The organism is Rathayibacter sp. VKM Ac-2857 (assembly GCF_013205025.1).
Lineage (GTDB): Bacteria > Actinomycetota > Actinomycetes > Actinomycetales > Microbacteriaceae > Rathayibacter.
This window is the reverse complement of the sequence record NZ_JABMLE010000002.1, coordinates 47,365-60,197: the sequence shown is the minus strand read 5'-3', so window position 1 is coordinate 60,197 and position 12,833 is coordinate 47,365. Positions and strand designations below refer to the sequence as shown.

Genomic DNA, 12,833 nt, shown 5'->3' with positions numbered 1-12,833 from the left:
CCGTTGGACGTGGACGATCGGGGGGAGCACTCTGGGCGCATGCCGACCACCGGAATCCCCGCCGAGCGCACCCCCGCCCGCACGCCGTCCTCCTCGCGCCGCCCAGGGTCGCGCCGCCCCGAGCTCGGGCACCACCTCGGGTTCTGGGTGATCGCGCTCGCCTTCCTCTCGGTGATGGCCTTCTCGACCGTGCCGACCCCGCTCTACGCGATCTACCAGCAGCGCGACGGCTTCCCCGCCTTCGTCGTGACGGTGATCTTCGCGGCCTACGCCGTCGGAGTGGTGGCCAGCCTCTTCCTCGCCGGTCACGTCAGCGACTGGCTCGGCCGGCGTCGCATCCTGCTCGCCGCGATCCTCGTCGAGGTGCTCGCGAGCATCGTCTTCCTGCTCTGGCCGGACGTGCCGGGCCTGATCGTCGCCCGCCTGCTCACCGGCATCGGCGTCGGCGCGCTCACGGCGACCGCCACCGCGCACCTCTCCGAGCTCCGCGCGATCGCCCGGCCGGAGGAGGGCCCCGGCGCCTCGCGCGCCGTCTCCACCCTCGTCAACGTCGGCGGCCTGGCGCTCGGCCCGCTGATCGGCGGAATCCTGGCCGTGACTGTCGACCGGCCGCTCGTCGTGCCCTACGAGGTCTTCCTCGTGCTGCTCGTCGTGCTCGGCATCGCGGTCGCCCTCGTCCCCGAGACCGTCGAGCGCCGGGAGGAGCTGCCCGCCTACCGGCCGCAGCGGCTCGCCGTGCCCGCGGCCTCGCGCGGCACCTTCCTGTCAGCCGCTGTCGGCGCGTTCGCCGGCTTCGCCGTCTTCGGCCTCTTCACCTCGCTCGCGCCGACCTTCCTGGCCGGCCGCTTCGGCGAGACCTCGCACCTGGTGGCCGGCGTCGTCTCGTTCGGCGTCTTCGCCGCCGGCGCCGTCGCCCAGCTGACCGCCGCGCGACTGCCCGTCCGCCGCGCGCTGATCCTCTCGGCCGTCGCCCTCACCGTCGGGCTCGCCCTCGTCGCCGCGGGCGCCGTCGCCGTGGTGCTGCCCGCCTTCATCGGCGGCGGCGTGATCGCGGGCGCCGGCGTCGGGCTGATCTTCCGCCTGGCCCTCGGCGTCGCGGGCTCGCTCGCCTCCGACGAGACCCGCGGCGAGGTGCTCGCCGGGATGTTCCTCGCCTCCTACATCGGGCTGGCGGTCCCGGTGCTCCTGATCGGCGCTGCGCTGGCCGTCCTCCCCGCCGTGCCGGTGCTGGTCGGCTTCGTCGCGATCGTGCTCGCGCTGGTGCTGGTGGCGATCGCGCGGATGCTGCGCTCGGCGGCCTGAGCGCGGCGGCCGGGCGGCGGCGGCCGGGCGGGGCGCGCGCCGCGACACGGGTGGCCCCGGCGCTCCATGATGGAGTCATGAAGCTCTTCTCGTTCGGCCGCTCCGACTCCGATCCCCTGCCCGCCGGCGACCGCGGTTCGGGCAAGCTCGACGACTACGACTACGAGCTGCGGCCCAAGTCCAAGCGCGGCGACACCCTCCTCGGCGTCGCCGACTCCCTCCCGCACCAGGACGAGCTGGCCCGCGTGCACGCCCTCGGCGAGGAGGAGATCACGGCGGTCATCCCGCGCCGCACGATCGAGGAGGAGCGCACCGACGCGCCGATGCCGGTCCGCCTCTTCGCGAATCACCGGCCGAGCGACCTCGTCGGCTACGTCCCCCGCGGGCTCGAGAACGTCGTCGAGGCCGCGCTCGCCCGGCTCACCGAGGCCGGCAAGCAGCCGCGCATCCCCGCCCGGATCGTGAAGTCCAAGGGCGGCCTGCGCGTCCAGCTGCTGATGCACGAGACCCGTGGCTGACGGCGCGGGGCCGCAGGGTCCGTCGTCACCGGCCGAGTTCTGGGGGAGCCCCGCCCCCGTCGGTCCGCCGCCCGGCTGGTATCCGGATCCGGGCATGGCCGGCACGCAGCGCTACTGGGACGGCCGGGCCTGGACCGGCCACCTCGCGCCGCTGGCGCCCGCGGCACCCGCCGTCGGCAACGCCGCTGCGACCGCGTCGCTCGTGCTCGGGATCCTCGGCGTGCTCCTCACCCCGATCCCGCTGTTCATCGGCCTCCTGCTCGGCGGTCCGCTCGACGTGCTCGCCGTCGTCTTCGGTGTCGTCGGCCTCGTCAAGGGCGGCGCGCGGCGGGGAGCAGGCGTCACCCGGGCCGTCGTCGGCCTCGTGCTCGGCGCGCTGATGCTCGCGGCGATCACCGTCGGGGCCGGCACGATCTGGTAGTCGCCCGGCAGCGCTCCCGGCCCGGAGCCGCGCGGCGGATCCGCGGTTCCTGGTCGATCGGGGCCCGCACTGATAGCATGAACCGGTTCCGAATCCGGGAGCGACCGCCGGTCGTCATCGGGTTCGAACCACGGAGCAGGCCGGCAGGAAGCTGGTCCTCGGTGGTGGAGTCCCGGTTCGCGACATCAGGCAGTGCAACAGCAGACTGGCCGATGTCGGGCAGACCCGGAGCCCTTCTACTGGTGGCCAGCACGAACGCCCTCCACACGACGGCACGGCGCGAAGCCCTGCCGTGGGATCGCGTGCGATTCCTGACCGTCATGCCGCTCCGACGAACGCCGGCGCCCAGAGGGGTGCCGCTGCAGACGTTAAGGAGACAGACCTCTTGGAAGGTCCTGAAATCACATTCGCCGAAGCCGTTCTCGACAACGGCTCGTACGGCACCCGCACCGTCCGCTTCGAGACCGGCCGCCTCGCGCAGCAGGCTCAGGGCGCGGTCGCCGCGTACCTCGACGAGGACACCATGCTCCTCTCCGCCACCTCGGCGTCGAAGAACCCGAAGGACAACTTCGACTTCTTCCCGCTGACCGTCGACGTCGAGGAGCGCTCCTACGCCGCCGGCAAGATCCCCGGCTCGTTCTTCCGCCGCGAGGGCCGCCCCTCCACCGAGGCGATCCTGGTCTGCCGTCTGATCGACCGGCCGCTGCGCCCCTCGTTCGTCGAGGGCCTGCGCAACGAGGTCCAGATCGTCATCACGGTCCTCAGCATCGCGCCCGACGAGTTCTACGACGCCCTCGCGATCAACGCCGCGAGCGCCTCGACCCAGATCTCCGGCCTGCCCTTCTCGGGCCCCGTCGCCGGTGTGCGCCTCGCGCTCATGTCCGACGGCTCCGGCGCCGACCAGTGGGTCGCCTTCCCCAAGGCCTCGCAGCTCGAGAACGCCGTCTTCGACCTCACCGTCGCGGGCCGCGTCGTCACCAACGAGGACGGCTCCTCGGACGTCGCCATCATGATGGTCGAGGCCGAGGCCACCGACGTCTCGTGGAACCTCATCAAGGCGGGCGCCACCAAGCCCGACGAGGCCGTCGTCGCCCAGGGCCTCGAGGCCGCCAAGCCCTTCCTCCGCGCGCTCGTCGAGGCGCAGTCGAAGCTGGCCGCCGAGACCGCGAAGCCGGTCAAGGACTACCCGGTCTTCCTGCCCTACGCGCAGGAGACCTACGACAACGTCGCCGAGCTCAGCTACGACGAGCTCGTCCGCGTCTACCAGATCGCCGACAAGGTCGAGCGTCAGGACGCCGACGACGCCCTCAAGGCGAAGGTCAAGGAGCAGATCGCCGAGCGCATCGCGTCCGGTCAGCTCTCCGCCGAGGCCTACTCGCAGGTCGGCGCCGCGTACAAGTCCGTCACGAAGGTGGTCGTCCGCGGCCGCATCCTCCGCGACGGCGTCCGCATCGACGGCCGCGGCCTGGCCGACATCCGTCCGCTCGACGCCGAGGTGCAGGTCATCCCGCGCGTCCACGGCTCGGCGATCTTCCAGCGCGGCGAGACCCAGATCCTGGGCGTCACCACGCTGAACATGCTCAAGATGGAGCAGCAGATCGACTCGCTGTCGCCCGTCACGAAGAAGCGCTACCTGCACCACTACAACTTCCCGCCCTACTCGACCGGTGAGACCGGCCGCGTCGGGTCGCCGAAGCGTCGCGAGATCGGGCACGGCTTCCTCGCCGAGCGCGCCCTCGTGCCGGTGCTGCCGAGCCGCGAGGAGTTCCCCTACGCGATCCGCCAGGTGTCCGAGGCGCTCAGCTCCAACGGCTCCACCTCGATGGGCTCCGTCTGCGCGTCGACCCTGTCGCTCCTCAACGCCGGTGTGCCGCTGCGCGCCCCGGTCGCGGGCATCGCGATGGGCCTCGTCTCCGACGTGGTCGACGGTCACACCCGCTACGCGGCGCTGACCGACATCCTGGGCGCCGAGGACGCGCTCGGCGACATGGACTTCAAGGTCGCCGGCACCTCCGAGTACGTCACGGCCATCCAGCTCGACACGAAGCTCGACGGCATCCCGTCGTCGGTCCTCGACGCCGCGCTCAAGCAGGCCAAGGACGCCCGCACCACGATCCTCGCGGTGCTCACGGCGGCCATCGACCAGCCCGACGAGATGGCCCCGACCGCGCCCCGCGTGATCTCGGTCCAGATCCCCGTCGACAAGATCGGCGAGCTGATCGGCCCCAAGGGCAAGACGATCAACGCGATCCAGGACGAGACCGGCGCCGACATCTCCATCGAGGAGGACGGCACCGTCTACATCGGCGCCGTCGACGGACCGTCGGCCGAGGCCGCTCGCGCCCAGGTCAACGCCATCGCGAACCCGACCAACCCCGAGGTCGGCGAGCAGTTCCTCGGAACCGTCGTCAAGATCGCGACCTTCGGCGCGTTCGTCTCGCTCCTCCCCGGCAAGGACGGACTGCTGCACATCAGCGAGGTCCGCAAGCTCGCCGGTGGCAAGCGCGTCGAGAACGTCGAGGACGTCCTCGGAGTCGGCCAGAAGCTGCTCGTCTCGATCACCAAGATCGACGACCGCGGCAAGCTGTCCCTCGCGCCCGTCGTGGCCGAGGACGCCGAGGCGCCCGTCGAGGTCCCCGCCGAGAGCTGATCCCTCCCGCACGACCGACGCCCGTCCCACTCCGGTGGGGCGGGCGTCCGTCGTTCCCCGGGGGTGATGGCGGTCTGATCGGCGTCGGGCCGTCCGTCGTTCCTGGGGTACGGTGGCGGGACCGTGCCGTCGCACCGCCCCGACCGGAGGACCCCGTGACCGACTCGACGCCCCCGGCCCTCGCGCCGGAGACGCCCCTTCCGCCCCGCCTCCTCGGAGCCACCGGTCTGCCCGTGCACCCGGTCGCCCTCGACGGCTCCGTCTTCGGCTGGGCCGCGAGCATCGACGAGACCACCGAGGTGCTCGACGCGTTCGCGCAGCTCGGCGGCACGCTGATCTCGACCGCCGACCACTACGCCACCGGGCGCAGCGAGTACATGATCGGCCGCTGGCTCGAGCAGAGCACCCGGCGCGACGAGCTCCTCGTCGCCACCAAGGTCGGCCGTCACCCCGACGCCCCGGGCCTCGCGGCCGAGGACGTCCGGATCGCGATCGAGGGCTGCCTCGAGCGGCTCGGCACCCGGATCGACCTGCTCTCCTTCGACAGCGAGGACCCCGAGGTCCCGATCGCCGAGAGCCTCGCCGCCGTCGCCCCGTTCATCGAGAACGGCTCGGTCGGCGCCCTCGGCGCCGCCCACTTCAGCGGCGCCGCCCTGGCCGAGGCGGAGGAGGCGGCCCGCGAGCTCGGCCTGCCCGCCTTCACCGCGGTGATCGCCGAGTACAACCTGATGGAGCGCAAGCACTACGAGGCGGACGTCGCCCCCGAGGTGCTCCGCCAGGGCCTCGGCACCCTCGCCCGCCTGCCGCTCGCGAGCGGCTATCTCACCGGCCGGCTGCGGCACCGCTCCGACGAGCCCGAGTCGGTCATGTTCGAGGCCGCGCTCGACTACGTCGGCCGGCACGGCAACAAGGTGCTCGCGGCGCTCGAGGAGGTCGCGGAGGCGCACGGCAGCAACCCCGGCACCGCCGCGCTCGCCTGGGTGCTCGCGCACCAAGAGGTCTCGGCCGTGATCGTGCGCGCCCGCGGCGCCGAAGAGCTGGCATCGATCTTCGGCGCGGCGACGCTGCCGATCACCCGCAGCGAGATCGCCCAGCTCGACCGCGCGTCCGCCTGAGCGGCGCCTCGCCGCACTCGCCTCTGGACCGCGCCCCCGCTCGAGCAGGGGCGCGGCCCGGTGTCAGCGCCGCAGGATCCGCGCCTCCCACGGCCCGAGCGTCGACCCCGACGCTCCCGCGACGTTGCCGAGCACCGTCTCGGCGCCGACCCACTCCTCGAGCAGCGCGACCTCGAGTGGCTCGCCCGAGACGTTGCCGACCACGAGCAGCTCGCTCGCCCCGGTACGGGTGAACGCGAAGAGCGTCGGATGCTCGGCCTCGAGCAGGGCGAAGCGGCCCAGCTGCACCGTCTCGTCCTCGTGGCGCAGTGCGATCAGCGCGCGGTAGTACTCGAACACCGAGCGCTCCGAGGCCCGGTCGGCCGCGACGTTGACCTCGACGTGATTCGGATTGACCGGGATCCACGGCTCGCCGGTCGTGAAGCCGGCCTGCGGCCCGCCGTCCCACTGCACCGGCGTCCGCGCGTTGTCGCGGCTCTGCGCGCGCAGCCCCGCGAGCACCTGCTCCGGGTCCTCGCCGCGCTCCTCGACCGCCTCGGCGTAGTAGTTCAGCGACTCGACGTCGCGGAAGTCCTCGATGCCGGCGAACGGCACGTTGGTCATGCCGATCTCGTCGCCCTGGTAGATGTACGGCGTGCCCCGCTGCAGGTGCAGGAGCGTCGCCCAGAGCGTCGCCGACTCGTAGCGCCGGGCGCCGTCGTCGCCGAAGCGGGACACCAGCCGGGGCTGGTCGTGGTTGCCGAGGTAGAGGCTGTTCCAGCCGCGCTCGGCGAGCCCGTCCTGCCAGCGGGCGAGGTTGGCCTTCAGGGCGACGAGGTCGAGCGGGACCGGGTGGAACTTGTCGACGCCGTGGTCGATCCCGACGTGCTCGAACTGGAAGACCATGTCGAGCTCGCGCCGCTCCGGATCGGTGACGAGCACCGCCTCCTCGAGTGTGACGCCCGGCATCTCGCCGACCGTCATCAGCGCGGCGTCGCGCCCGGCGAACACCGCCTCGTTCATCTCGCGGAGGTACTCGTGCAGCCGGGGACCGACCCCGCCGACGATCCCGGAGCCGCCGCCCGGCCCGTCGATCTCGTCGACGTTCTTCGAGACGAGGTTGATGACGTCCATCCGGAAGCCGTCGACGCCGCGGTCGAGCCACCAGTTCATCATCGCGTGCACGGCCTGCCGGACCTCCGGGTTCTCCCAGTTGAGGTCGGGCTGCTGCACCGCGAAGAGGTGCAGGAAGTACTCGTCCGTCGCCGGGTCGAGCGTCCAGGCCGGCCCGGAGAAGTAGGAGCGCCAGCCGTTGGGCTCGGCGACGTCGAGGCCCGCCTCCGTGGTCGCCTCGAGCTCGGCGCCTGGCGCGAGAGCCGCGGACTCCTGCCCGGCTCCCTCGCGCCCGCGGCGCCACCAGTACCAGTCCCGCTTCGCGTCCTCCTGCGAGGAGCGCGACTGCACGAACCAGGCGTGCTCGTCGCTGGTGTGGTTCACCACGAGGTCCATCACCAGCTTGATCCCGCGCTCGTGCGCCTCGGCGAGCAGCAGATCGAACTCCTCGAGCGAGCCGAACAGCGGATCGATGTCCTGGTAGTCCGAGATGTCGTAGCCGTTGTCGTGCTGGGGCGACGGGTACACCGGCGACAGCCAGACGACGTCCACGCCGAGGTCGGCGAGGTGGTCGAGGTGCGCGCGGATGCCGCCGAGATCGCCGAACCCGTCGCCGTTCGAGTCGGCGAACGAGCGGGGGTAGATCTGGTAGACGACCGCGCTCGTCCACCAGGGGGTCGCGGGGGTCGGGGTGAGGGGCTCCATGGCCCGAATCTAGCCGCCACCACCGACGCCCGAGGAGTCGCCGCACCGGCGCGGACGACCCGCGCGAGGCCGCCGGGGAACTCCGTGTAACGATCTGGTGAAGCGTTCCTGAGCGCCCCGCGGGGCGCCGACCGGGCTCGGATACTCTCGGTGCTGGCGGACCCGGACCGCCGCGGGGGAGTGGGCGAGTGGTGAGGGTGAAGGCCGTGTCGGCCGCGCGGAGTGCGCGCGGCACCGCCCTCCATCCGCCGCTGGCGGACACCCGTCCCGTCGTCGCTCCCGCGTCGCTCCAGCGCACTCTCGGCGACACCACCGCGACCCTGTTCCCGCTCGTCCTCGACGCCGCCGCGCTCGCGCGCCACGACCTCGGCGGGCCGGAGGTGCTCGAGCGCTTCGCCGCCTGGGGCGGCGACGGCGTCGTCGTCGCCGACACCGCCGTCCCCACCGCCGCGGAGGACCGGATCGGCGGCTGGCTGGCCGGCCACCGCGACCGCGACCGGTTCCGGCTGCTCGGCCGCTTCGGCGCCTCCCCCTTCGAGGCCGCCACCCCGCGCGCCCTGATGACCCGGGTCGAGGAGTCGCTGCGGCGCCTCGGCGCCGAGCGCCTCGACGTCCTCGCGGTCCGCCCCGACGGCGCCGGCCGCCTCGACGAGCTGCTCAGCACGGTCGAGGTGCTGATCGCGCGCGGTCTCGTCCGCACCGCCGTCGCCTCGGGCTTCGCCGCCGAGGAGCTCTTCGAGGCGCGTGTGCTCGCCGGTCACGGCCACCCGCGGTTCGCCGGCGTCGAGCTGCCCTACAGCCTCCTCGACGACGCCCGGGCGGAGGGGGACCTCGGCCTGGTCGCGGCCGGCCAGGGCCTCTCGCTGCTCTGCACGGCACCGCTCGCGCACGGCTTCCTCGACGGCGTCGCCCGCGGTCGCCGGCAGCTCGGCCGGCTCCCCGACGGCGCCCTCGCCACCGCGCACGTGGGGCGGCGCGGACGACGCGTGCTGGTCGCCCTGGACGCCATCGGCGCCGAGCTCTCGGCCGCCCCGGCCGCCGTCGCGCTGGCCTGGCTGCTCTCCCGGCCGGGAGTGACCGCGGCCGCCGTCGCCCCGCGCTCGCCGGCCGAGGTCGACGCCCTGGTGCGGGCCGTCTCGCTCGAGCTCGACGCCGGCCACCTGGCCGCCCTGGAGCGGGCCCGCCGCTGACGGGTCGCGCAGGGATCACCCGGTGCGGGTGGCCTAGGCTGTGCCGGATGAACCACGGCGTCGCACTCCCTCTCGAACAGCCGGAGACGACCATCGGAGCCGCCGGCGGCTCGCTGGTCCGCCGGACCGTCCTCTCCAGCGGTGTCCGCATCCTCAGCGAGTCGATGCCCGGGGCGCGCAGCGCGACGATCGGCTTCTGGGTCGCGGCCGGCTCGCGCGACGAGGCGCCGGCCCTGCCCGCGGTCGACGGCCGGCCCGCCGTGCCGTCGAACTTCGGCTCCACGCACTTCCTCGAGCACCTGCTCTTCAAGGGCACGGGCACCCGGTCGGCGCTCGACATCGCCGTCGCGTTCGACTCCGTCGGCGGCGAGCACAACGCGCTGACCGCCAAGGAGTACACCTGCTACTACGCCAAGGTGCAGGACCGCGACCTGCCGATGGCGGTCGAGGTCATCGGCGACATGGTCACCTCGAGCCTGCTCGACCCGGGCGAGTTCGAGACCGAGCGCGGGGTCATCCTCGAGGAGCTCGCGATGGCCGACGACGACCCGGCCGACGTCGCCTCCGAGCGGCTCTTCGAGGCCGTCTTCGGCGACCACCCGCTCGGTCGCCCGATCGGCGGCACCCCCGCGATCATTGGCGAGGCCACGCGCGACGCCGTCTGGGCGCACTACCGCGCCGCCTACCGCCCGCGCGACCTCGTCGTCACGGTCGCGGGAGCGGTCGACCACGAGGTGCTCGTCGCCCAGCTCGAGCGCGTCCTCGCCGCCGACGGCTGGGACCTCAGCACGCCGTCCGCTCCGGTCGAGCGCCGTGTCGGCGGTTCGGCCGCGTTCACCCGCGGCACGCCGCTCTCGATCGTGCACCGCCCGACCGAGCAGGCCAACCTGCTGATCGGCTTCCCGGGCCTCGCCGCCGCGGACGACCGGCGCATGACGATGGGCGTGCTGAACTCGATCCTCGGCGGCGGCATGTCCTCGCGCCTCTTCCAGGAGGTGCGCGAGAAGCGCGGCCTCGCGTACTCCGTCTACTCCTTCGCCCCGTCCTACTCCGACGCGGGCCTCTTCGGCCTCTACGCGGCCTGCACGCCGTCGAAGGCAGGCACCGTCGCCGAGCTGCTGCTGACCGAGTTCACCCGGCTCGCCGAGCACGGCGTCACCGCCGATGAGCTCGCCCGCGCCCGCGGCCAGCTCTCCGGCGCGGCGGCGCTCGCCCTCGAGGACTCGGACACCCGGATGTCCCGCCTCGGCCGCTCCGAGCTGACCTTCGGCGAGTTCGTCGACCTCGACGAGAGCCTGCGCCGACTCGCGCTCGTCGGCGCGGAGGACGTCCAGGCACTCGCGGCAGACTTGGCCAGGGGGCCGTCGTCGATCTCGGCCGTCGGGGCGGTCGAGGAGTCGACCTTCGCCGGCATCGCCGAGATCGAGACCACTCCCGCGGCCTGATCCGCTCCACGAACGCCCGCTGACCGCGCACCGTCGCGCCGCACCAGGGAGGACCTCCGTGTCCCACTACATCTACCTCGTCCGCCACGGCGAGCAGCAGGATGCCGAGCACGGCATGCCCGACGGCCCGCTCTCGGCCCGGGGCGAGCGCCAGGCCCGGCTCATCGCCGAGCGGCTCGGCGGCGTCCCCTTCACCGGGGCCTGGCACTCGCCGCTGCGCCGAGCGGAGGAGACCGCCGCGCGGTTCCGGGCGGTGCTGCCCGGGCTGTCGATCGAGCCGTCCTCGCTGCTCTTCGACTGCATCCCCTCCGGGCCGACGCCCGACATGCCGCGCGCCTTCGAGCCGTTCTTCGGCAGCGTCACCCCGGCCGAGATCGACGCCGGGCACGCGCAGATGCAGGACGCCGTGGCCGAGTTCCTCGCCCCCTCGCGCGAGGACCGCCACGACCTTCTGATCACCCACAACTTCGTCATCGGCTGGTTCGTCCGCCACGTCTTCGACGCGCCGGACTGGCGCTGGCTGGGCGTCAACCAGGCCAACTGCGGCCTCACGATCATCCGCGTCCGCTCGCGCAAGCCGCCGGTCCTCGTCGTCCACAACGACCTGGCCCACCTCCCCGTCGAGCTGCGCACCGGCCTCCCCGAGGCCCAGTCCTACTGACCCCGCCGTCCGGCAGGGAAGCTGCGCGCCATATGTTGATCGAGTAGCCCGCGCAGCGGGCGTATCGAGATCCACCAGCGTCGGAACAGAGGTCTGCAGACCCGCCGTGCCGGCGACGGTCGGTCTCGATACGCCCCTCCGGGGCTACTCGACCAGCAGGGAAAGAAACCCCTCCGGGACTGCCCGACCTGCATTGGTCACGCTGCATGCTGATCGAGTAGCCCGCGCAGCGGGCGTATCGAGATCCGCCAGCGTCAGAACAGAAGTCTGCAGACCCGCCGTGCCGGCGACGGTGGGTCTCGATACGCCCCTCCGGGGCTGCTCGACCAGCAGGGAAAGAGGCCCCTCCGGGACTGCCTGACCAGCAGGGGCCGCGCTGCATGCTGATCGAGTAGCCCGCGCAGCGGGCGTATCGAGATCCGCCCCGCCCGCGATCGTTAGGCTGGCACGGTGACCACCTCCGTCGCCGTCGTCGGTGCAACCGGCAAACTCGGCTCCCTCACCTGCTCGCTCCTCGAGGCCTCGGAGGAGTTCGACCTCGTCGCCCGGCTCGGCTCGCGCAGCGACCCGCGCGAGATGCTCGCGGCGGACGTCGTCGTCGACATGACGCTCCCCGCGGTCAGCCAGCAGATCGTCGACCTCGCCGTCGCCAACGGCAGGAAGGTACTCGTCGGCACCTCGGGCTGGACCGGCGACCGCATCGCGGCGCTCCGCCGCAGCGTCGACGCCCAGCCCGGCGCGGGCGTCGTGATCATCCCGAACTTCTCGCTCGGCTCCGTCCTCGCCACCGCGCTGTCCACCGTCGCGGCGCGCTTCTTCGACGCGGTCGAGATCGTCGAGACCCACGGCGCCCGCAAGGTCGACTCGCCCTCCGGCACCGCCGTGCGCACCGCCGAGCTGCTGCTCCGCGCGCGCGCCGAGCTCGGCCCCGTCCAGGCCCCGCACACCGACCAGCGCGCCCGCGGTCAGCAGGTGGCGAGCATCCCGGTGCACAGCCTGCGGCTGCCCGGCGTGGAGGCGCGCCAGGAGGTCGTCTTCGGCGGCACGGGCGAGACGGTCACGATCCGCCACGACACGACGTCGTCCGCCTCCTACGAGGCGGGCATCCTCCGCGCCCTCGACGCCGTCCGCAGCACCACCGGAGTCGTCGTCGGCCTCGACGCGCTGATCGACCTCCGCGCGGCCTTCGACGCCGCACCCCTGGCCGAGCAGGTCCGCGACGAGCCGGCGATCAGCGACGACGCCCCCTCGGGCCAGGCCGCGGCCGCGACGAGCACCCCGTGAGGACCCGCATCGGCGTCGGCCTGATGGCGGTCCTCCTCGCCCTCTACCTCTTCGTCTGCCTGCAGTACTCGTTCGTCGCCTTCGCCGCGGGCACCGCCCCCGGCATCGTCATGGGCGTCGGTCTGCTCGTCCTGGGCGGAGTCGGCGTCTGGGGACTCGTCCGCGAGGTCTCCTTCGGCGTGCGCGCCGAGAAGCTGGCCCGCCGCCTCGAGTCGGAGGACGCCCTGCCGTCCGAGGTCCTCGAGTCGAGCGCGACCGGCCGACTCGACCGCGAGGAGGCCGACGCGCTCTTCCCGCGCTACGCGGCCGAGGTCGACGAGCACCCCGAGAGCTGGCGCGCCTGGTACCGGCTCGGCCTCGCCTACGACGCCAGCGGCGACCGCAAGCGCGCCCGCGGGGCGATCCGGCGCTCGATCGCGCTGGAGCACGAGCAGCCCGCCTGATCGGCGG

General features: G+C 73.2%; 11 protein-coding genes. 10 read left to right on the top strand and 1 reads right to left on the bottom strand.

All coding sequences use genetic code 11. From position 1 onward, the window contains the following. The first annotated feature begins 39 nt into the window (after positions 1 to 39). The 5 genes from HQQ86_RS07800 (at position 40) to HQQ86_RS07780 (ending at position 6,006) form a co-directional block, all read left to right on the top strand. Positions 40 to 1,302: an MFS transporter gene (locus HQQ86_RS07800; protein ID WP_173287605.1), complete on the top strand. Its 1,263-nt coding sequence runs from the start codon at positions 40 to 42 to the stop codon at positions 1,300 to 1,302. 77 nt (positions 1,303 to 1,379) lie between these two features. Then, the gene (locus tag HQQ86_RS07795) at positions 1,380 to 1,820 is read left to right on the top strand and encodes a hypothetical protein (protein ID WP_173287604.1); all 441 of its coding nucleotides are present in this window, start codon (positions 1,380 to 1,382) and stop codon (positions 1,818 to 1,820) included. 94 nt (positions 1,821 to 1,914) lie between these two features. Further along, entirely contained in the window at positions 1,915 to 2,241 is a 327-nt protein-coding gene (locus HQQ86_RS07790) for a DUF2510 domain-containing protein (RefSeq protein WP_254071975.1), read from the top strand. Between the two features lie 385 nt (positions 2,242 to 2,626). Further along, a complete protein-coding gene (locus HQQ86_RS07785) occupies positions 2,627 to 4,891 on the top strand; it encodes a polyribonucleotide nucleotidyltransferase (protein WP_159984320.1) in 2,265 nt (754 codons plus the stop codon). A gap of 155 nt (positions 4,892 to 5,046) precedes the next feature. After that, a complete protein-coding gene (locus tag HQQ86_RS07780; RefSeq protein WP_173287602.1) occupies positions 5,047 to 6,006 on the top strand; it encodes an aldo/keto reductase in 960 nt (319 codons plus the stop codon). Between the two features lie 63 nt (positions 6,007 to 6,069). Here the strand turns inward: HQQ86_RS07780 and HQQ86_RS07775 are convergent, their stop codons facing one another. Continuing rightward, positions 6,070 to 7,803 carry an alpha-glucosidase gene (locus HQQ86_RS07775; protein WP_173287601.1) on the bottom strand — a complete coding sequence of 578 codons (1,734 nt, stop codon included), beginning with the start codon at positions 7,801 to 7,803 and terminating at the stop codon, positions 6,070 to 6,072. A gap of 206 nt (positions 7,804 to 8,009) precedes the next feature. On the opposite strand from HQQ86_RS07775, the gene HQQ86_RS07770 reads away from it, so the two are divergent. From HQQ86_RS07770 to HQQ86_RS07750, 5 genes are all read left to right on the top strand, one after another. After that, positions 8,010 to 8,993 carry an aldo/keto reductase gene (locus tag HQQ86_RS07770; RefSeq protein ID WP_173287600.1) on the top strand — a complete coding sequence of 328 codons (984 nt, stop codon included), beginning with the start codon at positions 8,010 to 8,012 and terminating at the stop codon, positions 8,991 to 8,993. Between the two features lie 47 nt (positions 8,994 to 9,040). Next, a complete protein-coding gene (locus HQQ86_RS07765; RefSeq protein ID WP_173287599.1) occupies positions 9,041 to 10,438 on the top strand; it encodes a pitrilysin family protein in 1,398 nt (465 codons plus the stop codon). Between the two features lie 58 nt (positions 10,439 to 10,496). Next, positions 10,497 to 11,099 carry a histidine phosphatase family protein gene (locus HQQ86_RS07760; RefSeq protein ID WP_160090274.1) on the top strand — a complete coding sequence of 201 codons (603 nt, stop codon included), beginning with the start codon at positions 10,497 to 10,499 and terminating at the stop codon, positions 11,097 to 11,099. A gap of 450 nt (positions 11,100 to 11,549) precedes the next feature. Continuing rightward, complete coding sequence (gene dapB, locus HQQ86_RS07755; RefSeq protein ID WP_173287598.1) at positions 11,550 to 12,383, top strand: 4-hydroxy-tetrahydrodipicolinate reductase; 834 nt, start codon at positions 11,550 to 11,552, stop codon at positions 12,381 to 12,383. Beyond that, a complete protein-coding gene (locus HQQ86_RS07750; protein ID WP_173287597.1) occupies positions 12,380 to 12,826 on the top strand; it encodes a hypothetical protein in 447 nt (148 codons plus the stop codon). The genes dapB and HQQ86_RS07750 overlap by 4 nt, the downstream gene beginning before the upstream one ends. Positions 12,827 to 12,833 lie beyond the last annotated feature (7 nt).